Source organism: Kitasatospora sp. NPDC058115 (assembly GCF_042884635.1).
In the GTDB taxonomy this organism is placed as follows: domain Bacteria; phylum Actinomycetota; class Actinomycetes; order Streptomycetales; family Streptomycetaceae; genus Kitasatospora.
The window spans coordinates 239,693-263,460 of sequence record NZ_JBHVTL010000002.1; the positions used below are offsets into that span (position 1 = coordinate 239,693).

Below are 23,768 nucleotides of genomic sequence, written 5' to 3' on the forward strand. Positions count from 1 at the left end.
TTCCCCGGCCGGCCCCGGGACATGACGCGCGCAGAGGGGACGGGCCGGTGGAGACGTACGGGGACCTGGTCGCCGCCGAGGACGTGCTGCTGTTCGTCAACGCCGCGATCACCGGCACCGGCCAGCGCGAGTTCCACACCGGGGCGGCCGAGCAGCAGCTCTCGCTGGACTTCCTGCACACCTACATGTGCGTCAACCACCGCGGCCCGTACGCCGCCGCGCTCGCGCTCGACATCAACGACCACAACGCCGCGCTGATCGTCCGCCGGCTGCTGGAGACCTCCCGCGACGCCACCGAGGAGCAGCGCCGCACCGAGGGCCGGCTGATCGCCCGCCGGCTGGAGCTGCTGCCGCCGCAGCGGGTCTACCGGCTGATCGGCGAGCTGCGCCGCGCCAAGGTCAACAACCGCCGCACCCGCGCCATCCTGCGCGACTGGCTGGCCGCGCGTCCCGACCAGACCCTGGACGCCGTGAAGTACCGCGCCGGGCTGAAGCGGGCGCTGCGCCACACCCATCTGCGGCCGGCCGAGGCGGAGACCGGTGACTTCCTGTACGCCCCCGGCCGGCGCGCGAAGTACCGGGCGCCGCTGCTGGACGCCTGGCGGCGCGCCCACCACCAGCAGGCCGCCGTCTTCGAACTCCCCTACACCGTCGCGGAGTCCTTCGCCCGGCGGCACGGCATCCCGCGGGCCGCCTTCCTGGAGCGCATCGCTCCCCGGCTGACCGCCCTGGAGCGGCTGCGCCTCCAGGAGTCGGCCCGGGCCCACGGGGCCGGCGCCGTCGCCGCGGACCTCTCCCGGATGCCGCTCACCCGGCTCGCCTCGTACGTGCTGGGCCTGCCGCCCACCGACCGGATCGCCCGCCGCGCGGAGCTGACCGAGGCCCTGCGCGGCTCGGCGCGCCGGGCCGCGCGGGCGGCCGGGGCCGCCGAGGGCGGCTGGGGCCGGGTCACCGCCGTGCTGGACGACAGCTGGTCGGCGTACGGCTCGGGCGTCAAGCGCCGCCGCCCGCTGGCCGCCGCGCTCGCCTGCCACTACCTGCTGGAGGCGCTGGCCGGCGAGTACACCGCGCTGTGGACCTCCGGGCGCACCGACGCGCTGCTCGCCCGCCCGTCCGGCCCCACCCCGCTCGGCCGCCGGATCCTGGACGCGCTCGACACCGCGCCGCAGCGGCTGCTGATCGTCTCCGACGGCTGGGACAACGCCCCGCCGGGCCTGGCCGCCGAGGTGCTGCAGGTGTGGCGCACCCGGCTGGACCCGGAGCGGCGGACCAGCGTGGTGCACCTCAACCCGGTCTACGACGCGGAGGGCTTCGACGTCCGCCGGCTCGCCCCGACGGTGCCCACGGCCGGGCTGCGCGACGCCGAGGACCTGCCCGCGCTGGTCGAGTTCGCCCGCTTCGCGGAGGGCCGCACCGACCTCGCCGAGCTGACCGCCCATCTGGCGGCCCGCACCGCCCGCTTCCTGTCCGCCGCTGCGGAGGTGACCGTCCGGTGAGCGCCGTCCTGCCCGGCTTCCGCCTCGACCTCGGCGGCCTGGACACCCGGCCCGCCCAGGTGTGGGGCGGCGTGCGGCTGGTCCCGCTGGTCCGCCCCGAGCCGATCGCCGACCTGCGGCTGCACCGGGAGCTGTACGAGGAGGAGTACACCGGAGTCCCGGTGGGCCGCCGGACCTCGTACCACTCCTACATCCCGCACGGCTTCGTCGCCGACTGGACCCGCGACGGCACCCCGGCGGCCGCGTACGGCACCCGGCTCGACGCGCCCGCGGGGAGCGCCTGCGCCGCCGGCGTGCCGCCCGAGCGCATCCGGGTCCGGGCGCCGCGCCGGCTCGCCAAGCGCGAGAGCCGCACCCGGCTGCGCTTCCTGCCGCTGCACCTCGCGCTGGAGGGCTACCTCGCGCTGCACTTCGGCGGCCCGTCCGTCGCCTGGGAGCAGTGGTCCGAGCGGGCCCTGCGGCACGGGCTCTCCCCGCGTGCCGAGGAGGCCTACGCCGGCGACCAGGTGCGGGGCCTCGCCGACGCGCTGCGGGTGTTCGAGCTCCACCCCGGCCAGTGCGGCCTGGTGGTGTACGTCGCCGACGCCCTGGCCGCCGCCTTCGTGGTGCCGCACCCCGACGACTACCGCGCCCTGCACCGCACCCTGCTGCTGGACCTCTACGGCGAGCTGATCCACCACTACGCCCTGCTGTCCGCGCCCGTCCCGGACTTCCGCGCCGACCTGCGCGCGGCCGGCCCGATCGGCTCGACCGCCGACCTGCGCGCCGCCGTCGAAGGGCAGGAGCGCGCCTGGGCCGCCTTCCACGACCGCACCATGGCGGGCGACCTGCTGGACGCCTCCTACCGCGCCCGGGAGGTCCGCCGCCTCGGCCGCTTCACCCTCGCCCGTTTCCTCCCGGAGTTCAAGCCCCGCCGGGAGAACCACATCGGCGAGGCGATCACCGACGAGCACGGCCGGACCGCCTACCTCAAGACCTTCCGGCTCTCCGAGCCCCAGGTGCGGCGCGGCCATCTGCTGGACCGGCTCGCCGCGCACGACTGGCACCTGCCGTCGGCCGCCGCCGCCCTCGGACTCACCGAGGCCCAGCTCGGCGTGCGGCTGGAGGGCGCCGGCTTCGGTGCGCTGCTGCGCCGGGACGTCCTCGACGGCCACCGCCGCGCGGCGCGGGGGTAGCGCCCGGCGCCGCGGCGGTGGGCCGCCGGTTCGCACCGGCCTTGCTGACGAATTGTCAACAAGTGCCGTGCCATGCCTTGACGGTGCCCGGACACCGCTCTACAACGTAGTCAGCTCCCGGTCGCCGGACCCCGTCCCCTCCGCCCACCGGGGCGTCCGCCCGCTCGTCACCCCCACCGAGAACGAGGCACCCCCATGCGTCTGCACCCCTGCCTTGCCCTGGCCGCGGCCACCGCCACCCTCGCCGTCGGCGCCGTCCCGGCCGCCGCGGCGCCCACAACCGCGCCCGCAACCGCGCCCGCCCCCGCCGCCGCCGGATCCGTGCTGACCGCCGGCGGAACGGCCGTCGCCGCGGGCGACGTCCTGCTCGCGTCGCTCGGCGCCGGGACCCGGGCCACCTTCTCCTCCGACACCACCGGCTCGACCGGCGTCTTCTGCGGCACCTCGCCGTTCACCGCGAAGGTACTGGCCAACCCCGCCGCACCGGGCACCGCCACCGCCTCCCTGACCGGCCTGACCTTCGGCTCCTGCACGGCCAACGTCACCGGCGTCACCTCGGTCCGGAGCCTCACCGTCGGCAACCTCGCCTACACCCTCGCGCTCGACTCCGCCGCCGGCCACCCGGTCGCCCTCACCCCCGGCCCGGCCGGCCCGATCCAGGCCTCGGCCGTGCTCAACAGCTGGTTCGGCACCCTCACCTGCACCTACCAGCTCAGCGGCGCGTTCACCGGGGCCGCCGACAACACCGCCCACGCCCTGGTCTTCCGCAACGCCCGCTTCACCAAGAGCGCCGGCTCCTCCCTCTGCCCCGGCGAGGGCTACTTCTCCGCCACCTACGGCCCCCTCACCGACTCCACCCGGCCCGGCGCCCCGGCCGTCGACGTCACCTGACCGCCCCGGCCCGGCCCACCGCACCGCCGGTCGGAGCGTCCGGCGGCGCGGCCCCGGCCCGGGTCAGGCGACCTTGGCGCAGAGGGGTTCGGCCGATCCGTGCCTGATGGTCAGGGTGCGGTAGCCGGTGGCCCCGATGTCGACGGTGTAGTCGCCGTCGACGGTGTAGAGGTCGCGGGGCAGGGTGCCCGCGCCGGCGCCGAAGCCGAGGAGGATCGGGCCGTGGGCCCGCCAGGTCTGGGAACCGTCGGGGCGGTACTCCACGTGGGAACGGCCCCCGGCGTCGGCGTCGTAGTGGGCGCCGGTGAGGGTGTTGGTGAGCCGCATGACGAGGGCGCCGCGGTAGGCGACGCGGCGCACGGTGCCGTCGGGGTCGGCGGCCAGGACGTGCCGCTCGACCTCGTCGACGACGGGTTCGAGGCGCACCGGGAAGTCGCAGCGCGAGCCGGCCGGCAGGTCGAAGGACGGCGAGGGCCACGGCTCCCAGCCGCCGCGGCCGGTGGCTCCGGCCGCCGGGGCGGCGGCGAGGGTCGCGGCCAGGGCGGCGGCGACGGCGGTGGCGGTGGCGGCGGTGGCGAGGCGGAGGGGGATGCGGTGCATGGTGTCTCCCGTGGGGCGTCGGACGGTTCGGCGGCCAGCCTGGCAGCGGCCGCTGACCGGATTCTCACCATCCCCCGGCCGGATCCGGACGGGTGGGGCATTCCGGTCGGGCGCTCGGCCGATCGTCAGGTGGTCCTGCACGAAGCGCCGCACCCGGCCGGCCGCCGCCGCGCTCCGGCCGCCGTCGGCCCCGCCGCCCCGGCGGTGACGTACCCGGGCCCTCGGGCCCGCCGCGGCGCCCCTCCCCTCCGGCCACCGGACGGGACGGGCGCCGCGGCGGTCACGGACGGCACCGTAGGGTGGCCCGCCATGGAGTTCCGACTGCTCGGCCCGTTCGAGGCCGACCACCACGGCGAGCCCGTCCTGGCCGGCGCCCGCCGCCAGGAGCGGTGCCTGCTCGCCGTCCTGCTGCTGGAGGACGGCCGGGTGGTCGCCACCGAGCGGCTGATCGAACTGCTCTGGCACGGCCGCCCGCCCGCCTCGGCGCGCGGCACCGTGCACACCTACGTCGGACGGCTGCGCGCCCGGCTGCGCCCGCACGGGGTGGTGATCGCCACCCGGCACGACGGGTACGCCCTCGCGCCCGGCCACCACGGCCTCGACGTCCGGGAGTTCCTCGACCTCACGGCCCGTGCCGCGGCGAGCGGCGATCCGGCCGAGCGGCTGCGCTGCCTCGACCGGGCGCTCGCGCTCTGGCGCGGACCGCTGCTCGCGGACGTGGCCGACGACGCGCTGCGCGGCCGGCTCGGCGGCCGGCTGCTCCAGCTGCGGCTGTCGGCCCTGGAGCAGCGGGCGGAACTCCTGCTGGCGATGGGCCGGCACGACCGGCTGCTCGCCGACCTCCCGCTGCGCGAGGGGGAGCCGGACCTGCCGGTGCCCCGGGAGCGGCTGGTGCGGGCCGTGATGACGGCGCTGTACCGGGCGGGCCGGCAGGCCGAGGCGCTCGACCTCTACCGGCACACCCGCCGCACGCTGGTGGAGACGCTGGGCGTGGAGCCGGGCGCCGAACTGGCCGCGCTCCACGAGCGGATCCTGCGCGCCGACCCCCGCCTCGACCGGCCGCCGGCCCCGCTGTACGCGGTGCGGGTCGGCGAGGAGTGGCTGCCGTGGAGCGCGGGCGGGCACCCGGCGCTGGAGTTCTGCAACACCTTCGCCGGCTGGAACGCCCCGGTCGCGCCGCCCGGCTCGGACTGGCTGCGCGGCTACTCGACGCTCGCCGTCTGGGCCGGCCACCAGGACCTCGCGGCGCCGCCGCTGGTCGAGGCGCTGCTGCGGGAGGCCGCCCGGCGCCCGGACGAGGCGGCGGCCGTGCTCGCCGAGGCCCGGGCGTTCCGCTCGGCGCTCTACGCCTGCCTGACCGATCCGCAGGACGGCGCGGCCTTCGGCGAGGTGGCCGCCGTGGTCCAGCAGGCCACCCGGGCCGCGGTGTTCACCCGGGGCGAGGACGGCCTCGCGCAGTGGCGGCTGCCGCCGTCGGCCGGGCTGCGCCTGCCGCTGTACGCCGCCGCCCGGGCCGGCGCCGAACTCCTCGCCGATCCGCGCCGGTTGACCGTCCAGCGCTGCCCGAGCGCGGACTGCGGCTGGCTGTTCCTGGACGCGGGCGGGCGGCGGCGCTGGTGCAGCCTGGCGACCTGCGGGGCGACGGCCGGCCGGGGCGCGACGGGGCACTGATCCGGCGCGCGTCCGGGCTCCCGCCGGACACGTTCTCCCCAACTCCTTGACGTTGGCATGTCATTGACGGACCATCAAGCTCGCGGCGCCGCACCCCTCCTCCACCGTTCCGTCCCTACGGACCCCCACAGGAGGACAGTCATGCGACTGCCCCGTCGAGGCAAGCCCGTCGCGGCCACCGCCGTGCTGCTGACCCTCGCCCTCGCCGTCCCGCTCTCCGCCCGGGCCACCGCCCAGCCGGCCCCCGACTCCGCCGCCCCCGCCCCCGTCTCCGCCTCCGACGCCGACACCGCCCGGCAGTACCGCGTCGACGGCCCCCGGACCGTCGCCGAGCGCACCGAGGTCGCCGCGACCGGCGCCTCCGTCGACGCCGTCCGGCCCGGCTCGCTGACGGTCACCGCCACCCCCGCCGAGGCCGCCCGGCTGCGCGCGCTCGGCTGGTCGCCCGTCCCGTTGCCGGGCCCGCCGTACGGCGCCGAGCCGGGCCAGGCGGGCGTCGGCGCGGCGCTCTACGACTTCCCGTCCGCCGACTCCGGCTACCACAACTACGCGGAGGCGGCGGCCGACATCGACGCCGTCGTCGCCGCCCACCCCGACATCATGAGCAAGCGGGTGATCGGCACCTCCTACGAGGGCCGGCCGATCGTCGCCGTCAAAATCAGCGACAACGTCGGCACCGACGAGAACGAGCCCGAGGTGCTGTTCACCGCCCACCAGCACGCCCGCGAGCACCTCACCGTCGAGATGTCGCTCTACCTGCTGCACGAGTTCGGCGACAAGTACGCCACCGACAGCCGGATCGCCGGCGCCGTCAACAGCCGGGAGATCTGGATCGTCCCGGACCTCAACCCGGACGGCGGCGAGTACGACATCGCCACCGGCCGCTACCGCAGCTGGCGCAAGGACCGGCAGCCGAACCCGGGCAGCAGCAACGTCGGCACCGACCTCAACCGCAACTGGGACTACAAGTTCGGCTGCTGCGGCGGCTCCTCCGGCTCGACCTCCAGCGAGACCTACCGGGGCGGCGCGCCGGAGTCCGCCAAGGAGACCAAGGTGGTCGCCGACTTCGTCCGCAGCCGGGTGGTCGGCGGCAAGCAGCAGATCACCGCCGCCATCGACTTCCACACCTACAGCGAGCTGGTGCTCTGGCCGTTCGGCTGGACCACCGCCAACACCACCACCGGCATGACCACCGACGAGTACAACACCTTCGCCGCCCTCGGCCGGTCGATGGCCTCCACCAACAACTACACGCCCGAGCAGTCCAGCGACCTCTACATCACGGACGGGTCGATCGACGACTGGCTGTGGGGCGCCCAGCGGGTCTTCGCCTACACCTTCGAGATGTACCCGGGGCCGAACGGCGCCAGCGGCTTCTACCCGCCCGACGAGGTGATCGGGCGCGAGACCAGCCGCAACCGGGAGGCCGTGCTGCGGCTGGTGGAGACGGCCGACTGCGTCTACCGGGCGATCGGCAAGCAGCAGCAGTACTGCGGCATCGCCACCTGACGCCCCTCGCGCGGGTGGAGCGGCCCGCCCGGAGGGGCCGCTCCACCCCTGCGGTGCGGGGCACATGACACACCGTTCAGGCCAACGGACGGGCGCCGTCCGGTCATTCCTCCCGATGGACGGACCGCGGCGCCCTTCGCGGTGTCACCATCCCTCAAGAACGATGTGACATGTCACAGCGCGTCCGGCCTCCGCCGGACGCGCTTCTCCCAGGGAGGGAACCCGCCCATGCACCGTCGTCGCACCGCCGCCACCCTGGCCGGCGCCGCGGTCCTCGCCGCGCTGACCGCGACCACCGCGCCGTCCGCCGTCGCCGCCACCACCGGCCCCGCCGGTCCGCCCGGACCCTTCACGACCTGCGGCACCCCGGGCGCACCCGGCCTGCTGCAGACCCGCGCCTGTATCGACGTGGACGGCCTCCAGGTCCGCCTCTACGGGCACGCCTACCCGACCAACCCGGCCTGGGTCCCGCAGACCGTCGGCTTCAAGATCTCCGGCACCGCGCCCGGTCTGCCGCCGGGCCCGCCCCTCTACACGACCGCCCTGGTGCCCTCCGGCGGCATCTACGTCGGCAGCATCACCACCACCGCGACCTGCGGCAGCACGGTGACCGCCAACTTCAGTGTCGACAACGGCGGCTGGCCGCCCTCGCCGGCGACGGTCTCGGTCGTCGTCCCCTGCTGATCCCGCCGACGCCCCACCTTCGCGGCCCGGCCCGTCCACCGGGCCGGGCCGCGCCCTGCGAGGTGTGCCGACGAGCCTTCACGCGATCGTCGGACACGGACCCGCCGGAGCCGCCACGGGCGCGGTTCGCGCAGCGACCCGCTACCGGTTCGACCGCCCCTTCGTCCTCGGCAGCACCGCCTGGAGCGCCGACTTCACCACCCGCCCCACCCCGCCGGGCGCCCGGCTCGCCGCCACCGTCACCCGGTGGCGCGAGCGCCCGGCCCCCGGCTGACCGGGCCTCAGGTCCCGTCGATGCGCTCGATGCGCTCGACGACGAGTTCGCACAGTTCATGGGTGCGCAGGGCGTCGTGGGCGTCGAGCGGGGTGCCGCTGCGCACGGCGGCGAGGAAGGCGTGGACGACCTGCTCGATGCCGCGCTGGCGGGCGACCGGGACCCAGTCGCCGCGGCGGCGGGTGGTGGGCTGGCCGCGGTGGTCGACGACCTCGGCGAGGTTGTGGACCTCGCGCTTGGAGTCGGCGCCGGAGACCTCCAGGACCTCCTCCGTCGACCCGGAGCGGCGGTTCATGAGGCCGAGGGCCGTGAAGCCGTCCCCGGCGAGGGTGAGGACGACGTGCTCCACCAGGCCGTCGCGCACCCGGGCGCGGACGTCCACGTGGTCGAACTCGCCGGGGGCCAGGAAGCGCAGGGTGTCGACGACGTGGATGAAGTCGTCGTAGACGAGGGTGCGCGCGGCCTCCGGCAGGCCCTCGCGGTACTTCTTGAGGACGATGAGGTCGCGCGGCCGTTCGAGGGCCTGGGCGTAGCCGGGCGCGTGGCGGCGGTTGAAACCGACCGCCAGCGAGCGGCCGGTGCGGTCGGCGAGGGCGACCAGGTGGCGGGCGCCGTCGAGGGTGTGGTCGAGCGGCTTGTCCACGTAGACGTCGACGCCGGCCGTGAGCAGCTGCTCGACGATCGGGACGTGTTGGTCGGTCGCCGCGTGCACGAAGGCCGCCCGGATGCCGCTGTCGACCAGCCGGGCGAGGTCGGTGAAACGGTGCCGCGGTGCGATCCGGTACGCCTCGCCGATCCGGTCCAGCTTGGCGCCGTCGCGGGTCATCAGCCGCAGGTCCAGGCCGGGCTCCGCGGCGAGGACCGGCAGGTACGCCTTCTGCGCGATGTCACCGAGCCCGATCACGCCGACCGGGAGCGGGGCGTCGGGAACAGCGGTCGGGCTCATCGGGTCTCCAGGGTGCCTAGGGTGGGGCGCTGACACCCCCACCCTATGCACCGGCCTTCCGGGGGGAGCCTACGGGCAGAGCTGGTGGCTGGTGGGGATGCACTCGGGGTCGGGGTCGATCGGGCCGGTGCCGCTGCCGGGGCGGTAGTTGGACCACCACAGCGGGGTGCTGCCGTAGTAGACGACCAGGTTGCCGCCGTTCTGGATGGCGAGGTAGGCGCCGGGGTGGCGGCCGGTGCGGCTCTCCCAGAGCGGGCGCCAGGCGGCGTCGTAGGCGGTGAGGTTGCCGTCGTCCTGCACGTAGAAGTAGGTGCCGACCCCGTAGGTGCCCACGGCGGTCCAGATCGCGACGTTGTTCTTGTAGAGGACGACGTGGCCGTCGTACTGCTGGTACAGGACGGTGCTGCCGTCGGGCGAGGACCAGCTCTGGCCGCGCGACAGGCCGGCGGTGGCCTGGATGACCGTCTGGTTGGCGTCGGAGGCGGGCGCCGCGAGCGCCGTGACGGCGCCGGACGCGGCGGGGGCGGCGGGCGCGCCGTCGGCGGCCTGGGCGGGGGCGCCCAGCAGCCCGGCCGCCATCAGGACGGCGCCCAGCGCGACGCCGGCGCGGGGGACGAGGGAACGCGCGATGCTCATGACGGACACTCTCCTCAAGTCGGATCTCCGAATGGCCTGTTGCCTCGGAGAGTCTCCTCGCGCACGCGGCGGCCGGGCCAGGCCCTTCGACCCAGCCCGAAAACGGGCACGCCGTCAGTCGGCCGCGCCCGGCGCGCGGCGCAGCAGGTAGAGGCCGGAGGCGGCGGCGAGCACGGCCATGCAGGCGGCGAAGACCAGGCCCGCCTCGGGGAGGCCGAGGGGCTGCGCCAGCAGGCCGACGCCGATGACCGGGATCGAGATGCCGAAGTAGGCGACCACGAAGAGCGCGGAGAGCGCGCCGCCGCGGTGTTCGGCGGGCGCGGCGGCGGCGATCTCGCCGACCGCGCCGCGCAGGCCCATGCCCTGGCCGGCGCCGCCCACCAGTGCGGCGAGCACCAGCGGCGGCAGGACGGTCCAGGCGAGCGAGGAGGCCAGCAGGGCGAGCCCCGCGATGAGCACCAGGCAGCCCAGCGGGACGGCCCGGGCGGTGCCCAGCCTGGGCACCAGGAGCTGGCCGAGGGTGGAGCCGAAGAAGGCCGTGAAGACGACGAGGCCGGTGACGGCGTGGTTGTGGACGTCCAGGCCCTCGGTGAGGAACGCGGGGCTGACCGAGGTGAAGACGCCCAGCAGCGAGAAGCCCGCGAAGGCCGCGAGGCCCGCCGGGACGAAGACGCCGCGGACCTGCGGCGGCAGGGACGGCCGGCGCGGGCGGGCGGTGCGCAGCGGGCGGGCGCCCTCGACCGTCTCCGGCAGGAACCAGGTGACGGTGAACGACGCGGCGAGCAGCACCAGGTGCACGACGAACGGCAGGGTGAGGGGGTTCGGCGCGTACTCGGCGAGCACGCCCGACAGCAGCGGGCCGCAGCCCAGGCCGCCCATGTTGGCGGCGGTCGCGGCGAAGGCGGCCCGGCCCCGGCGGCCCGGCGGGGCGAGTTCCAGCACGTAGGCGGTGGCGGTGCCGGTGAACAGACCGGCCGACAGACCGGAGAGCAGCCGGCCCAGGCAGAGCAGCGGCAGGCCGCCCTCGGCGAGGAAGGCGACGGCGCTGGCCGCCGCGAAGCCGAGTCCGCAGAGCAGCACGGGCCGGCGGCCGACGGAGTCGGAGACGTTGCCGACGAGCAGCAGGACGCCGATGACACCGAGGGCGTAGATGGCGAACACGATCGTGACCATCAGTTCGGAGAAGCCGATCTCCTCCTGGTAGAGGCCGTAGAGCGGGGTGGGCAGGGTGGTGCCCGCCATGCAGACGGCGAAGGCGGCGGCGGCCCCGAGGTAGGCCGCGCGGCGCGCGGCGGGCGGCCGCCCGGCAGGACGATCGGTCACCAGCCCACGGTAGGCGCCGGGACCGGCCCGGGGCGGGTCGGCGGCGGGCGGGCTGCGCCGAATGGCGGCCCCGCCGGCCGCGCCGGGCGCCCCTCGTACGGCCGGCGGGGCGGGCCGCGCCGGCCCGAACGGACCGTGGCGGTGGTGGCGCGAAGCCGGGCGTGGTCCGGGCAGGCGCCGCCCGGGAGGCGTGTGCGGCGCACAAGAACCGCCGTCCCGGCGGGCGTCCCGGCGTGCCTGCCGCCTTCGGGTTGTCGTCCTCCCCCTGGTCCCGGTGCCGGCCGTGCGGCGCGGCCAGGAGGCCGGCACGCTGTCCGGCGGCGAGCGGCCGGGGCTCGCCGCCGGACGCGCGCCGACGGGGCGGCCCCGCCGGAGCGCGCCGCCCGCCGCTACGTCCTGGAGACCGGGTCGATCGTGACGAGCGCCCCGGCGGCCGGGCCGCCGGACGGTCCACGGCTTCCCGCCGCCCACCTCGGCGCGACGGCGGACCGGCGGGGCCCGGGCGCCGGATCCGGATCCGAGTGACGGGCCCGGGTGACCGGTTGGGGGGCCGGTCCCGGGCCGGGCAGCGGTCCCGGGTGCGGACGCGGCTCCGGACGGGGCGCCGGCGGGGGCGGCGGATCGGGCAGCAGCGGCGGCGGGCCCGGTGGCACCGGGTCCGGGCCGCCGGGACCGGGCACCGGTCCGGGCAGCGGACCCGGTCCCGGCCCGGGCCCCGGACCGGGGGCCGGGGTGGGGCTGGGCGGCACGGGGTCGTTCGGCGGGGTTCCCACGGCGGTTCGCTCCTCTCGCAGTCCGTCGCGGACGCGGCTACCCCGTGCGCCGCCGCCGACACCGGCCTGCGGCAGCGACTACGTCGCGTGGTCGCGCAGCCCCCGGACGGCCCGGTGGTGGAGCTCGGCGAGCATCGCGGCGACGGCGGCCGTGACCGGGGTGCCACGGGCGCGGCGCTCCGCCCAGCGCCAGTCGCCGTCCGGGTTGACCTCCAGGAAGACCGGGGTGCCGGCGCTGAGCAGGAAGTCGAACGCCCCGAAGCGCAGGTCCAGCGCGGCGGCCAGGGTGCGGGTCGCGGCGGCGACCCGGGGCGGGGGCGCGGGCAGCGCGCGCACGTCGAGCCGTTCGGGGGCGGTCCAGGGGTCGGCGGGGTCCGTCTTGCCGACCTCGAAGGCGTGCAGCCGCCCGGCGACGAAGTACACCCGCAGCTCGGCCTCGTGCTCCACGTACTCCTGGACGAGCACCGGCGGGCCCGGCCGCGGCCCCCCGGCCAGGGCGGCCCGCTCCAGGACCACCGGGAAGATCCCGTGCAGCCGGCCCGGCACCGGTTCGACGAAGTGGTGGTGCGCCGCCTTGAGGACCACCCGCGGCGCGTCGAACGCCTCGCGGACCAGCTGCGGGTCCGTGGTCAGCACGGTGCGCGGGGCGGCGACGCCGTGCCGCCGGGCCAGCCGCAGCTGGGCGAGCACCCCGGGGCGGTCGGGGCGGATCGCGGTGCCGGAGAGCTCCGCCAGCTGCCCGGCCGCCGCCTGCCAGGAGTCGCGCAGGAAGGCGGTGCGGGCGGTCTCCGGGTGTCCGGCGGCGTCCGGGAGCCCGGCGTTCTCCGGGGCGGCGGCGGTGACGGCGGTGACGGCGGTGGGCGCGAAGTGGCGGATCCAGGTGACGGTGGGTGACAACGGGCGCCCGTTCAGGGCGACCGAGCGGCCGTCGGCGGCGACGGTGAGCGAGGTGGCGGCAAGCTCCTCGGCGTTCAGCCGGGCGGTGCGGACGCCCGCCCCGGCGAGCAGGCGCACCACCGGGTCGAGCTCGGTGTCGCAGGCACGGCTGAGCAGCAGGACACAGGGCTCGGGGCACGGCCGCGCGGCGTCGAACACGCTCTTCGGGTCGTCGAGTTGGCGGAGGAAGGGGGAGGTCTCAGACATCGGTTCCGGCGGTGGCGAGCAGGTCGTCGGCCATCGCCAGCAGCTTGGTGACGGTGGCCGCCACCTGCTCGGGGGCGCCCGGCAGCCGGTCGGCGACGCGCTGCAGCACCGCCAGGTCGAAGGCGGCCGGCGGCGCGGGGGCCGCCGGCGGCGCGGCCGAGCGGAGCACCACCAGCAGCTCCAGCACGGTCGCCATCTCGGTGGCCAGCAACCCGAGCGAGGCCAGGTCGCCGAGGTCGCAGCGCGGCCGGCTGTCGCGGTCCAGCACGGACAGCACGCCGATGCACTCGCCGTCGCAGATCAGCGGCGCGGCCATGATGCCGCGCGGCACGTAGCCGGTGGACTCCGCGGCCGAGCGGGCGAACTGCGGGCTCTGCGCCACGTCGTCCACCACCACCGGCTGGCCCGTCATCAGCGCCCAGCCGGCGATGCCGGTGCCGGCCGGGAAGCGGGTGCCCAGCAGGTGGTGCTCGCCCTCCCCCGCGACGGCCTCGAAGACGAGGGCGCCGTCGGCCTCGTCCACCAGCAGCACGGAGGCCGCGGCGGCGCCGAACACGCTGCGCGCCACCTCCACGATCGACTGGAGCAGTCTGCGCCGGCGGATCTCGGCACTCTCCAGCGGGTCAGTCGACACGCGCACCTCCATCGGGTACGGCTACGTTCTCGGCGGCCAGGTAGAGGACGGACTTGAGCTGGAAGGGGGTGAGCGAGCGGTGCTTGCTGAGGATGAGCGCGCAGATGCCCGCGATGTGCGGGGTGGCGAAGCTGTTGCCGGTGCTGAGCAGCTGCCGCCCGCCCGGGCCGGCCACCGGGACCCGCACGCCGCGGGCGTAGAACTCGACCGGCGGGGACGGGTTGTAGTAGTACGTCATCGGGTCGGGGCGGTCGTGGCTGGCCACCGAGATGACCGAGGCGAACGGCCACGGGTAGCTGCGCACCGGCATGTTGTGCGCGGAGGCGACGATGACGCAGCGGCGGAAGTAGGCGGAGTCGGCGAGGTCGCGCAGGGCGTCGCAGAACTCGGTCTTGGTGGTCGACAGGCTGAGGTTGATGACGTCGTAGCCCTCCTCGATCGCCCAGGTGAGCCCGGCGAGCAGGGCGGCGCCGCTGCCGTGCCGGCCGCCGGACAGCACGCGGACCGAGGTGAGCGCGGCGCCGGGCGCGATGGAGTGGATGACGCCGGCGCAGGCGGTGCCGTGGCCCGCGGTGTCGGCGGGCTCGGTGGGGACGACGGCGAGGGTGCCGTCCTCGGCCCGCACCACGTCCATCGCCCGGTCGAGTCCGCCGACGAGCGGGTGGTCGGCGTCGATGCCGCTGTCGAGGACGCAGACGCGCACGCCGGAGCCGTCCGCGCCGCCCCAGGCCCACTCCTGGGTGAGGTGGCCGCCGAGCGGGCTGATGTCGAAGGGCTCCTGCGGCACGGTCGAGGCGGGCAGGCTCCAGGCGGGCACGCCCGGGAAGTGGTCGCGCGCGGGGCGGCGCCAGGGCGGGAGGTGGACGCCGGTCACCGGCCGTCACCCCCCTGGGGCGTCCCGGCCGGCCCGGCGGCGAGCCAGGCGCGGACCCTTCCGGCGGGCAGGGTGGCGCCCTTGGCCTCGAACATCCGCAACGCCTCGGTCCCTTCAGCCCTCGCCCGCCCGGCCCGGCCGGCCGCCCGGAGCACGATCGCCCGGTCGAGGAGCGTCTCCCCGGCCAGGCAGGGGTCGTCGGAGCCGGCGCTCAGCCGGCGCGCCGACTCGGCCGCCGCCAGCGCCTCGCCGTGGCGGCCCCGCGCGGAGGCGATCCGGGCGCGCAGGGCGGCCGCGCCCAGCCGGGCGCGCGGGTTGCCGCCGTGCGCCCCGCCGCCGTCCGAGGACGCCCCTGTCGCCACGTCGACGTCCGCGTCCACGTCTGCGTCCACGTCCAGCAGGTCCAGGGCCGCCGCGGCGGCGTCGGTACGGCCCTGGGCGAACAGCTCGCGGGCGATCGCGACCTCGGTCGTCCGGGTGTCCGGCGCGTGCTCGGCGGCGCGCAGCACGGCGAGGCTCTGCCGGTAGCGGGCCTCGGCGGCCTCGTGGGCGCCGGCCAGCGACTCCACGAAGCCCGCGGCGTCCAGCACCACCGCGTCCGCGAGGTCGGCGTGCACGTCGTGCGAGCGGGTGAGCGCCTCGGCGAGGGTCTGCCGGGCGCCGGCCACGTCGCCGCCCAGCGCCTCCAGGTGGGCGCGGGCCACCAGCACCGGGATCAGCAGCGAGCGGTTGGCGGCGAAGCGCCGGCCGAGCAGCGCGCACAGCTCCAGCGAGGCGGCCACCGGGGTCGGGGTCCACTGCGTCAACTCGCAGACCGCGCAGAGCAGTCGGTCCTCCTCGTAGCGGTCGCCGAGGGCCCGTGCGCGGGCCAGCGCGAGGCGGAAGGAGCGCTCGGCGGAGGCGGTGCGCTCGGCGGCGAGTTCGAGGTGGGCGCGCAGCTGGTGCAGCCGGCACCAGCTGAGGTCGTCGCCGGGGTCGTGGTCCAGCCGCTCGGCCAGGCGGCGCGCCTCGGCGGCGACCTCGGCGGGCGCGGCGAGGCCCAGCCGCAGGGCGACGATGCCGTGCTGGACCGCGCGGGTGGCGGCGGCGCGGGGGTCGTCGGGCAGCGCGGCCTCGGCGGCGGCGAGCGCGGCCCGGCAGCGGGCCTCGTCCTGCAGCCAGATCCCGGCGTCGCAGACGTGCAGCGCGAGCGCGGTGTGCGCCGGGTCGCCCGCGGGCAGCAACGCCCGTCCGCGTTCCAGCAGTTGGACGGCGGCCGGGAGGTCCTTGCGGGCCAGCGCCCGCATCCCCTCGGCGATCAGGGTCGCGGCGGCCGGCCCGGCCAGGGCGGGCAACCGCTGGTCGCCGGGCCGCAGTTGGCGGGCGAGCAGGGCGGTGGCCTCGACGTGGTAGGCGACGGCCATCGGATCCGGCGGCCGCTCGCGGGAGAGCCGGTCGGCGAGGAAGCCGTGCCAGCGCTCGCGGCGGGTCTTCGGGGTGAACTCGTAGGCGGTGTCGCGCAGCAGGGCCTGGGCGAAGCGGTAGGTGCCCACCGGGCCGGGTTCGAAGACCCGGCGGCGGGTGAGCCGGGCGGCCGCCTCGTCGGCGGCGGGCGGGGCGGTGCCGTCGGCCTCGGCCATCGCGCGCAGCTGGGCGCGGGTGAACTCGCGTCCGACGACGGCCGCGAGTTCCAGCAGGCCGCGTTCGGTGCCCGGCAGCCGGTCGAGGCGGGCGCCGAGCAGGGCCTGCACGGTGGGCGGCACCTGGGTGCCGGGGGCGGTCTCGGCGAAGACGTCCGTCAGCTGCTCGGCGAAGAGCGGGTTGCCGTCGCACAGCGCGATGACCCGCCCGGTCAGCTCCTGGTGGTCGTGGGCGCGGTCCTCCTGCGGGTGGACGTCGCCGTGCAGGACCAGGCTGCCGACCAGCGCAGCGGTCTCCTCCCCGGTCATCGGGCCGAGGTCGACGGTGACGGCGTCCGGTGTGCCGGCGGCCCAGCCGGCCCGCAGCTCGAACAGCTCGGGGCGGGCGACGGCCAGCAGCAGGACGGGGACGTCGCGCAGCCAGCCGGCGATCTCCTCGACGAGGTCGAGCAGGGTCGCCTCGGCCCAGTGGAGGTCCTCCCAGACCAGGACCACCGGGCGGGAGCGGCCGAGCACCGCGAGGAGGTGGCGCACGGCCCAGGCGATGTCCGCGACGCCGACCGGCTCCGGCGCGGCGGCCGCGGCCGGACCGCCCGGGGCGGGGGCGGGGGCGGACTCGGCGACGGCGGCCAGGGTGCGGGCGACCAGCCGCCGGGTACGGGCGGACCCGCCGTCGTCCCGGGCGTCCTCGCCGCCCGCGGCGCCGTCCGGGGCGAGCAGGCGGTCGAGGGCGGGCCGGCCGCCGGGCAGCGAGTCGAGCATCCCGGCGAGCGGGCGGTAGGTGATGCCCCGCCCGTAGGCGGAGCAGCGGCCGGACAGCACCACGGCCTCGCCCCGGGGCAGTCCGGCGAGGAACTCGCGGACCAGCCGCGACTTGCCGATGCCGGGCGCGCCGACGACGGTGACCAGGCGGACCTGCCGCCGTTCGCGGGCCCGCCGGTAGCCGCGCGCGAGCTCCGCCAGCTCCTCGCGGCGGCCGACGAAGGGGGTGAGCGGGCCGGGCCGGTCGGCCGCCGCCTCGGGGGCGGTGATCCGCCAGGCGGGCACCGGGCGGGACTTGCCCTTGAGCTCCAGCGGTTCCACGGGTTCGATGCCGACCCGGGCGCGCACCATGGCGGCGGTGTCCGCGCACACCAGCACCTCCCCCGGCCGGGCGGCCGTCTGGAGCCGGGCGGCGGTGTTGACGGAGTCGCCGACGACCCGGAAGTCGTCGCCGGGCCGGGTGATCACCACGACGTTGCCGGTGCAGATGCCGGCCCTGGCCTCCAGCCGCACCTGGTACTCGGCGGCGAGTTCGGCGGTGAGGCCGGACAGGGCGGCGAGCGCGCCGGTGGCGGCGCGCACGGCGCGCAGCGCGTCGTCCTCGTGCGCGACGGTGGCGCCGAACGCGGCGAGGATCGCGTCGCCGATGAACTTCTCGACCACGCCGCCGTGTTCGGCGATGGCCGCGCCGCAGCTCGCGAAGTAGCGGTCCATGACGCGGCGCAGCGGCTCGGGGTCGAGGCGCTCGGCGAGGGTGGTCGAGCCGACGACGTCGAGGAAGAGCATGGACACCTTGCGGCGCGACTCCTGCGGCTCGCGGGGCACGGCGGCGGCGGCCAGCGGTGCGCCGCAGCCGGCGCAGAACCGGTCCGCCTCGGCGGTGCGGTGGCCGCACGCGGCGCAGCTCACGGCCGGCCCTCCAGGGTCGGTTCGGCCGGTTCGGCGGCGTCCGCGGGCGGCTCGGCAGCCTTCGCCGGGGCACCGGCCGGGGCGGGCAGTGCCAGCCGGGCGTAGACGCCGGCGAGCACGACCAGCAGGCCGGACACCGCGAGGACGGTGTCGATCGGCCCGAGCCGCACCCCGGCGACCGAGCCCGAGAAGTCCCGCAGCCCGCTGCCCGCGAGCCAGCCGGACAGCACCGCGGTGAGCATCGCCGCCAGCCGGGTGACCGGGTAGAACACCGCGACCACCCGGCCCCGGAACTCCTGCGGGGTGGCGGCCAGCAGCAGCGGCGCCATCGCGGTGTTCAGCATGGTGATCGGCACGATGAACACGAACAGCAGGGTCACCGCGGCCGGGAATCCGGTCTGCCGCGAGTACAGCACCAGCAGGGCGCCGCTCACCATCAGCCCGATCCAGGTGGTCCGCCGGGCGCCGATCCACTGCACCACGCGGCCGGCGGCGAGCGCGCCGGCGATCCCGCCGATGCCCATCGCCATGCCCAGGTAGCCGTACAGCTCGGCGGAGGCGTGCAGGTTCCGGGTGGCGAAGAAGACGTTGAGGGTGCTGAGCGCGCCGGTGCCGAGCTGGCCGATGACGGTGAGCAGCAGCAGGGCGACCAGGAAGCGGTTGCGGGCGAAGAAGCGCAGTCCGGCGGTGAAGTCCTGGAACAGGCCCGGCCGTTCGGCGGCCCCGGCGGCGCGCGGCCTCGGGGCGGCGGCGGGTGCGGCGGGCGTCAGGTCCGTCCCCCGGATGGCGAGGTAGGAGACCAGGTAGGAGAGCGCGTTGAACAGCAGCGCCCACTGCAGGCCGACCGTGAACAGCAGCGGCGCGGCGAGCGGCGGGCCGATGATCCAGGCGGTCTGCCCGGTCGCCTGGGCGAGGCCGGCCGCCCGGGCGCGGTCCGCCTCGTCGGTGACCAGTTCCGCGATGACCGCGAACCGGGCGGGGGTGAAGAACTGGCTCGCGGCGTTGAGCACCAGCACCGTGACGTAGATGAGGCCGAGCCAGACGCCCGCCGGGAGGTCCTCGGCCGGGACGAAGGAGACGGCGGTCAGCGCCGCCACCAGGACGCCGCGAAGCACTTCGGTGCCGAGCATGGTGGCGCGCTTGTCCCAGCGGTCGACGAAGACGCCCGCGAGCGGGCCGACGGCCATCACGGCGGCGCTGGTCGCGAGGACGACGCCGCTGACGGCCTGCGGCCCCCAGGACTTCCCCTCGGCCAGCACCGTCGCCACCCACAGCACGAGCGTGGTGCTGAACACCGCGTCGCCGACCGAGGAGACGGCCTGGCCGAACCAGAGCCGGGTGTAGGTGGGGCCGAGGAGGGTCGGCCGGAGCCTGGTGAGGGCGCTCATGCGGCGTCCGCCCGTCCGAGCAGCAGCGTCATCAGGGCCGTCACCAGGGTGGTGTGGTACGCGGTGGCGAAGTAGGCGGCCGGCGGGTCGGCGGCGCTCGCCCGGGTGGCGGCGGAGCGGCCGGGGACGGAGCCGTCGGGGCGCTGGGCGCGGGCCAGGCAGTCGACGGCGGCGGCGCCCTCGGGGGTGGCCAGGGCGTCCAGGCCGAGGCAGACCTGGGTCATGACGAGTTCGGCGGCGAGGTCCCACCAGTCGTGCCGCACGCAGTGGCCGAGCAGCCGGGCGACCAGCGCGGCCGCGTCGGCCACGGCCGCGTCGGGCAGGCCGGGGCCGGTGCGGGCGAAGTCGCTGAGGTAGAAGCTGGAGTGGGTGAGGGCGTACGCCTCGGGGACGGTGACCGGCGGTTCCTCGGGGCGGGCGGCCGCGTCCGCCCGGCCGGGGTGACGGCCCTGGCGCTCCCGGCGGTCACGCCGGTCCCGGCGCGCGGCGCGGGCGAGGGCGGTGGCGGGGAGTTCGACGAGGACGTTCTGCTCGGCGAGGTCCGGGTAGGGCTCGACGGTGTGCGCCACGCCGGCCTTGTCGGCGTAGTAGCGCAGTTCCAGCCGCTGGTACGGCGAGCGCCCGGCCGGGGAGAGGTCGGCCGGGGTGAGCCGGGCGAGATCGGCCCGGAAGGGCGCGTCCTGCGTCCCGGCGGGGGCCAGCGCGGCGCACGCCAGCCGGTACTGGGCGGCGGCGCGCGGCGCGGCGGCGAGCAGGCCCGGGAGGCCGGGGTGGCACCAGATCGCCCGGACCCGGGCGGTCGCCTCGGTGCGGCGCGGGTCGGCGCCCGCGTCGAGCCCGGCCCAGCAGTGGGTGAGCAGGGCGAGTTCCAGCGCGGCCTTGGCCGGGCGGTGGGCGCCGTCGGGCTCGCGGGCCGCCCGGCCCGGCGCCGGGCCCCGGCGCGCGAACGGGTCGAAGTCGTCGAGGTGGCGGACGAGCCAGCCGAGGGTGCCGTCGGAGAGCCGGCGCAGGCCGGGGGCGCGGTGGAGGGCGGATCCCGTGGTCACAGGCGCCCCGTCTCGTCGAGGTAGTCGAGCAGCGCGGCGTCCACCGTGTCGTGGAAGGCGGCGAGGGTGCGGCGGTCGTCCTCGCGCCGGTAGAGGTCCTCGCAGCCGACCCAGCGCTCCCGGGTGAGGGCGGCGGGCAGGTAGCCGGTGGTGACGGTGCCGACCTCCCAGTCCGGCCGGCCCGCCGTCTCCCAGCAGCTGGCGAGCGTGCCGTCGGCGCTCACCACCGCGCCGTAGCGGCCGTCGCCGTGGCCGCAGGTGGCGCAGGGCCGGTGGGCCTGCGGGCGGACGACGGTGAAGCCGAGGTCGAGCGCCCGGCGCTGCCAGCGGGTGAAGCGGTCGGACAGCTCCCGGGTGTGCCGCAGGTCGTTGCCGTAGCCGACGCCGACGTCGCCGACCTGGGCGAAGTAGAGGGTGCAGCGGGCCGGGTCGAGGGAGCTGGCGAGCCGGCCGATCAGCGCGTCCACGCCCTCGTGGGTCTCCTGGGAGACGTTCACCCGCAGCTGCCAGCGCAGCGGGGAGGCCGCGGAGGCGCGGGCGAGGTTGCCGACGATGGTGTCGAAGGTCCCGCCGCCCTCGGCGCGCCGGATCCGGATCCGGTCGTGGTCGGGGCGGTCGCCGTCGAAGGTCACCTGGACGGAGCGCAGTCCGCGCCCGGCGAGCCGTTCGGCCAGCGCGGGCGTGAGCAGGGTGGCGTTGGAGATCATCCAGGCCGAGGCGAGGCCGTGGCCGGCGGCCCGTTCGAGGAGTTCCAGGCAGCCGCGCGGGTTGAGCAGCGGCTCGCCGCCGAACAACAGGATGCGCAGCTTCTCCAGGCCGGCGTCGGCCATCCGCCGCTCGGTGAAGTCGAGGATGTCGGTGATGGTGCGCGAGGTCAGCCGCTTGCGGGCGATCCGGGGCGGGCGGCTGCCGCCGTCCTCGTCCTGGGCGGTGTTCTGGAAGCAGTAGCCGCAGCCGAGGTTGCAGTGGGTGCTGGTGAGGACGGTCAGCGCGTAGCTGCGCGGGGCCGGGGCGGTCAGCAGGCCGCGTTCGCGCAGCCCGCGTTCGGTGCCGGGGCGCAGGGTGCCGTCGGCCGTCAACTGGCCGGGGCGCAGCCGGGCGAGGCCGCCGCCGGGGCCGAGGAACCACCAGTTCCGCTCGCCGCGCAGCAGGCGGGAGCCGCCCTCGGCGGTGGCCGGCGCGGGGCTCACCGGGCACCCGCCGATGCCGGGACCGCCTGTCGGCGGTGCAGCAGGACCACCGTCGCCAGGGCCACGACCAGGGTGGACTGGTAGGACGCGCGGAAGAACGTGACGGGGTCCGCGCCCGCGCCAGCCCGGTCGGCGGCGGAGCGGCCGGGGACGGCGCCGTCGGGCCGCTGGACCTCGGCGAGCATCCGCAGGCCGGCCGCCCCGGACGGGGTGCTCAGCGGGTCGAGGCCCAGGCAGTGCTGGGCGAGCAGGAGCTTGCCGGTGAGGTCCCACTCCTCGCGCCGGACGCACTGTTCGGTGAGGCGGAGGACCCGGTCGCGGGCGTGCGCGAGGTCGGCGGCGCGCAGGCCGGGCTCGCGGAAGCCGAAGTCGGCGAGGTGGAAGACGGTGTGGGTCACGTTGCACACGTCCAGTTCGGCGAGCGGCCGGTCGTCGCCGTGAGCGGCGAGCCGGCTGATCCGGTAGAGCTCCGGGTAGTCGGCCAGGCGGTGCGGCACCCCGGCGAGTTCGGCGTAGTAGCGGGTCTCCAGGTGCAGGTAGGGCGACTTGCGGCGCGGGGTCAGGAAGTCGCCGGCGACCGCCTCGGCGAGGACCGCGCGGTGCGGGCCGTCGGCGGCCGCTCCGGGCGGGGCGAGCGCGCCGTACATCAGCCGGAACTGCCGGGCCCAGCGCGGCTCGGCGGCGAGCAGGCGCGGGTGGCCGGGGCTGCGCCAGACCCGGTCGACGGTGGCGGTGACTCCGGCGAGGTCCGGGTCCGCCGGGTCGGCCTTCGCCCAGGCGCGGCGCAGCAGGGCGAGTTGCAGCAGCGCCTTGACCCTGGGGGTCACGGGCAGTTCGGCGCGGCCCGCCGGTTCGTCAAGGAAGCCGCAGTGCAGGCCGGTCCACCGCCGTGCTCCCGCCGAGAGGCTCGTGACGGCCGCGAGGTCCGGGTCGGCTGGTCGCGTACCCATGGTTCTCCCTTGAGGTTGCGGGCTGCTGGGCGGTCTGCTCGACGAGGTCGGCGGCGCGCCGGGCGCTGCCGGTCTCGGCCCCGGCGAGGCGGCGGCCGAGGCGGCGGGCGTGCTCGCGCAGCCGCTCGTCGTGCCAGGCGGCGTCGAGCAGGGCGGCCGGGTCCGGCCGCGGCGGGCGCGGGAGGTGGACGGCGGCGCCCTCGCGCAGCAGGGCGCCGGAGAGCACCGGTTGCTCGGAGCCGTTGGGCGTGACGCCGAGCGGGCGGCCGCGCAGCAGGGCGCCGAGGACGGGGGCCGAGGTGCCGGCGGTCAGCACCAGGCCGGCGCGGTCGACGAGCGGCCCCAGCCAGGGTTTGCGGACGAGCAGGATGTCGGCGTCCGGGCCGGGCCGCGCCTCCCCGGTGCGGCCCTGTTCCACCACGGCCTGGTAGCGGCCGCCGGTGAAGGTCGCGTTGAGGCGGGGCCACGGGGTGCCGCCGCCGAAGAAGCGGCCGAGGTGGACGTAGACGACGGGCTTGCCGGTGCGGGCCAACGCGGTGTCGACGGCGGCGAGTTCGGCCGGGTCGGCGGCGGGCTCCCAGGCGAGCGGGCCGACGTGGTGGACCTGTGGCGGCAACTCGGCGCCCGGGTGTTCGAGTTCGGGGACGCCGCGGAGCAGCAGCGCGTCACCGAGCAGCGGGGAGCGGGCGGGTGAGGCGTCGCCGGGTGGCGTCGGGCGGGGCGCGAGACCGGCCTGCTCGCGGGTGGCCGCGTACAGCGCCAGGGTCTCCTGGGTCCGGTTCTCCCGGGTGCGGCCGTACTGCGGTTCGTCGGCGCCGCCGGAGCGGTAGGTCCACAGGTGGACGGAGAGTCCGATCACCACCACCGGCACGTCCAGCACCTCGGCGGCGAGCAGCGCGCCGTTGCACAGCACCGAGGTGACCAGCAGGTCGGCCCGGGCCTGCCGGGCGGCGCGCAGCACGGCCCGGTACTGCGCGAGGCCCGTGACGCCCCAGCGGGCCGCGTCGAAGGCCCGCTCGCCGCCGAACTCCTCCGCCGCCGCGAACGGCAGGCCGGCCTCGGCCGCGAACGGTGCGGCGCCGGCGCGGCCGAGCACCGAGACCCGGTGGCCGCGGCGGCACAGCTCGCGCCCGGCGGCGAGCGCCGGGTAGAGGTAGCCGCCGTCACTGAGCGGGCAGAGCAGGATGTTCACGGAGCCTCCGGGCCGGGGCGGGGGGCGTGGCGTACGGGCGTCGTGGCGGACGGCGCGGTGCGGGTCGGGGGCCGGGCCGGACG

At 77.0% G+C, this 23,768-nt stretch carries 20 protein-coding genes; 7 read left to right on the forward strand and 13 right to left on the reverse strand.

Annotated elements, in window-relative coordinates; translation table 11 throughout:
- Positions 1 to 47: 47 nt before the first annotated feature.
- The 3 genes from ACFVVL_RS03005 (at position 48) to ACFVVL_RS03015 (ending at position 3,562) form a co-directional block, all read left to right on the forward strand.
- Positions 48 to 1,496: a hypothetical protein gene (locus ACFVVL_RS03005; protein WP_387670913.1), complete on the forward strand. Its 1,449-nt coding sequence runs from the start codon at positions 48 to 50 to the stop codon at positions 1,494 to 1,496.
- The gene (locus ACFVVL_RS03010; RefSeq protein WP_387670915.1) at positions 1,493 to 2,671 is read left to right on the forward strand and encodes a hypothetical protein; all 1,179 of its coding nucleotides are present in this window, start codon (positions 1,493 to 1,495) and stop codon (positions 2,669 to 2,671) included. Before ACFVVL_RS03005 ends, ACFVVL_RS03010 begins: the two co-directional genes overlap by 4 nt.
- Positions 2,672 to 2,866: 195 nt before the next feature.
- On the forward strand, positions 2,867 to 3,562 hold the full coding sequence (locus ACFVVL_RS03015; RefSeq protein ID WP_387670917.1) for a Tat pathway signal sequence domain protein: 696 nt from the start codon (positions 2,867 to 2,869) through the stop codon (positions 3,560 to 3,562).
- A gap of 63 nt (positions 3,563 to 3,625) precedes the next feature.
- On the opposite strand, the gene ACFVVL_RS03020 is transcribed toward ACFVVL_RS03015, so the two are convergent.
- Positions 3,626 to 4,162: a hypothetical protein gene (locus tag ACFVVL_RS03020; protein ID WP_387670919.1), complete on the reverse strand. Its 537-nt coding sequence runs from the start codon at positions 4,160 to 4,162 to the stop codon at positions 3,626 to 3,628.
- A 309-nt stretch (positions 4,163 to 4,471) separates the two neighbouring features.
- Between ACFVVL_RS03020 and ACFVVL_RS03025 the strand changes: the two genes are divergently transcribed.
- From ACFVVL_RS03025 to ACFVVL_RS03040, 4 genes are all read left to right on the forward strand, one after another.
- Complete coding sequence (locus ACFVVL_RS03025; RefSeq protein WP_387670921.1) at positions 4,472 to 5,833, forward strand: BTAD domain-containing putative transcriptional regulator; 1,362 nt, start codon at positions 4,472 to 4,474, stop codon at positions 5,831 to 5,833.
- Positions 5,834 to 5,974: 141 nt separating this feature from the next.
- Complete coding sequence (locus ACFVVL_RS03030) at positions 5,975 to 7,342, forward strand: M14 family metallopeptidase (protein ID WP_387670923.1); 1,368 nt, start codon at positions 5,975 to 5,977, stop codon at positions 7,340 to 7,342.
- 228 nt (positions 7,343 to 7,570) lie between these two features.
- Positions 7,571 to 8,026: a hypothetical protein gene (locus tag ACFVVL_RS03035; RefSeq protein ID WP_387670924.1), complete on the forward strand. Its 456-nt coding sequence runs from the start codon at positions 7,571 to 7,573 to the stop codon at positions 8,024 to 8,026.
- A 64-nt stretch (positions 8,027 to 8,090) separates the two neighbouring features.
- Positions 8,091 to 8,300 carry a hypothetical protein gene (locus ACFVVL_RS03040; RefSeq protein WP_387670926.1) on the forward strand — a complete coding sequence of 70 codons (210 nt, stop codon included), beginning with the start codon at positions 8,091 to 8,093 and terminating at the stop codon, positions 8,298 to 8,300.
- A 7-nt stretch (positions 8,301 to 8,307) separates the two neighbouring features.
- Here ACFVVL_RS03040 and ACFVVL_RS03045 read toward each other — a convergent pair whose 3' ends face one another.
- The 12 genes from ACFVVL_RS03045 to ACFVVL_RS03100 form a co-directional block, all read right to left on the reverse strand.
- Positions 8,308 to 9,246 (reverse strand): Gfo/Idh/MocA family protein, encoded by a 939-nt coding sequence (locus ACFVVL_RS03045; RefSeq protein WP_387670928.1) that lies wholly within the window; start codon positions 9,244 to 9,246, stop codon positions 8,308 to 8,310.
- A gap of 69 nt (positions 9,247 to 9,315) precedes the next feature.
- On the reverse strand, positions 9,316 to 9,882 hold the full coding sequence (locus tag ACFVVL_RS03050; RefSeq protein WP_380291614.1) for a hypothetical protein: 567 nt from the start codon (positions 9,880 to 9,882) through the stop codon (positions 9,316 to 9,318).
- A gap of 114 nt (positions 9,883 to 9,996) precedes the next feature.
- Positions 9,997 to 11,124, reverse strand: a complete 1,128-nt coding sequence (locus ACFVVL_RS03055) for an MFS transporter (RefSeq protein ID WP_387671120.1) — start codon at positions 11,122 to 11,124, stop codon at positions 9,997 to 9,999.
- Between the two features lie 932 nt (positions 11,125 to 12,056).
- Positions 12,057 to 13,121, reverse strand: a complete 1,065-nt coding sequence (locus ACFVVL_RS03060) for a RimK family alpha-L-glutamate ligase (RefSeq protein WP_387670930.1) — start codon at positions 13,119 to 13,121, stop codon at positions 12,057 to 12,059.
- A complete protein-coding gene (locus tag ACFVVL_RS03065; protein ID WP_380291610.1) occupies positions 13,114 to 13,755 on the reverse strand; it encodes a GAF domain-containing protein in 642 nt (213 codons plus the stop codon). The genes ACFVVL_RS03060 and ACFVVL_RS03065 overlap by 8 nt, the downstream gene beginning before the upstream one ends.
- The gene (locus ACFVVL_RS03070; RefSeq protein ID WP_380291608.1) at positions 13,745 to 14,629 is read right to left on the reverse strand and encodes a S8 family serine peptidase; all 885 of its coding nucleotides are present in this window, start codon (positions 14,627 to 14,629) and stop codon (positions 13,745 to 13,747) included. The genes ACFVVL_RS03065 and ACFVVL_RS03070 overlap by 11 nt, the downstream gene beginning before the upstream one ends.
- Positions 14,626 to 17,919: an AAA family ATPase gene (locus ACFVVL_RS03075; RefSeq protein ID WP_387670933.1), complete on the reverse strand. Its 3,294-nt coding sequence runs from the start codon at positions 17,917 to 17,919 to the stop codon at positions 14,626 to 14,628. Before ACFVVL_RS03075 ends, ACFVVL_RS03070 begins: the two co-directional genes overlap by 4 nt.
- Positions 17,916 to 19,307 carry an MFS transporter gene (locus ACFVVL_RS03080; protein ID WP_387670935.1) on the reverse strand — a complete coding sequence of 464 codons (1,392 nt, stop codon included), beginning with the start codon at positions 19,305 to 19,307 and terminating at the stop codon, positions 17,916 to 17,918. Before ACFVVL_RS03080 ends, ACFVVL_RS03075 begins: the two co-directional genes overlap by 4 nt.
- Positions 19,304 to 20,353, reverse strand: a complete 1,050-nt coding sequence (locus ACFVVL_RS03085) for a DUF6895 family protein (protein ID WP_387670937.1) — start codon at positions 20,351 to 20,353, stop codon at positions 19,304 to 19,306. Before ACFVVL_RS03085 ends, ACFVVL_RS03080 begins: the two co-directional genes overlap by 4 nt.
- Positions 20,350 to 21,543 (reverse strand): radical SAM protein, encoded by a 1,194-nt coding sequence (locus ACFVVL_RS03090; RefSeq protein ID WP_387670939.1) that lies wholly within the window; start codon positions 21,541 to 21,543, stop codon positions 20,350 to 20,352. The genes ACFVVL_RS03085 and ACFVVL_RS03090 overlap by 4 nt, the downstream gene beginning before the upstream one ends.
- Positions 21,540 to 22,493, reverse strand: coding sequence for a DUF6895 family protein (locus ACFVVL_RS03095; RefSeq protein ID WP_387670941.1), 954 nt, complete (start codon positions 22,491 to 22,493; stop codon positions 21,540 to 21,542). The genes ACFVVL_RS03090 and ACFVVL_RS03095 overlap by 4 nt, the downstream gene beginning before the upstream one ends.
- Complete coding sequence (locus ACFVVL_RS03100; protein ID WP_387670943.1) at positions 22,399 to 23,685, reverse strand: glycosyltransferase; 1,287 nt, start codon at positions 23,683 to 23,685, stop codon at positions 22,399 to 22,401. Before ACFVVL_RS03100 ends, ACFVVL_RS03095 begins: the two co-directional genes overlap by 95 nt.
- Positions 23,686 to 23,768: the final 83 nt, after the last annotated feature.

What these genes read in the sequence shown, in the direction of transcription:
- ACFVVL_RS03095 (WP_387670941.1), bottom strand. Translation starts at nt 22,493, where the DNA reads ATGGGTACGCGACCAGCCGACCCGGACCTCGCGGCCGTCACGAGCCTC.
- ACFVVL_RS03020 (WP_387670919.1), bottom strand. Translation starts at nt 4,162, where the DNA reads ATGCACCGCATCCCCCTCCGCCTCGCCACCGCCGCCACCGCCACCGCC.
- ACFVVL_RS03045 (WP_387670928.1), bottom strand. Translation starts at nt 9,246, where the DNA reads ATGAGCCCGACCGCTGTTCCCGACGCCCCGCTCCCGGTCGGCGTGATC.
- ACFVVL_RS03015 (WP_387670917.1), top strand. Translation starts at nt 2,867, where the DNA reads ATGCGTCTGCACCCCTGCCTTGCCCTGGCCGCGGCCACCGCCACCCTC.
- ACFVVL_RS03080 (WP_387670935.1), bottom strand. Translation starts at nt 19,307, where the DNA reads ATGAGCGCCCTCACCAGGCTCCGGCCGACCCTCCTCGGCCCCACCTAC.
- ACFVVL_RS03060 (WP_387670930.1), bottom strand. Translation starts at nt 13,121, where the DNA reads ATGTCTGAGACCTCCCCCTTCCTCCGCCAACTCGACGACCCGAAGAGC.
- ACFVVL_RS03035 (WP_387670924.1), top strand. Translation starts at nt 7,571, where the DNA reads ATGCACCGTCGTCGCACCGCCGCCACCCTGGCCGGCGCCGCGGTCCTC.
- ACFVVL_RS03025 (WP_387670921.1), top strand. Translation starts at nt 4,472, where the DNA reads ATGGAGTTCCGACTGCTCGGCCCGTTCGAGGCCGACCACCACGGCGAG.
- ACFVVL_RS03030 (WP_387670923.1), top strand. Translation starts at nt 5,975, where the DNA reads ATGCGACTGCCCCGTCGAGGCAAGCCCGTCGCGGCCACCGCCGTGCTG.
- ACFVVL_RS03055 (WP_387671120.1), bottom strand. Translation starts at nt 11,124, where the DNA reads ATGGCGGGCACCACCCTGCCCACCCCGCTCTACGGCCTCTACCAGGAG.
- ACFVVL_RS03050 (WP_380291614.1), bottom strand. Translation starts at nt 9,882, where the DNA reads ATGAGCATCGCGCGTTCCCTCGTCCCCCGCGCCGGCGTCGCGCTGGGC.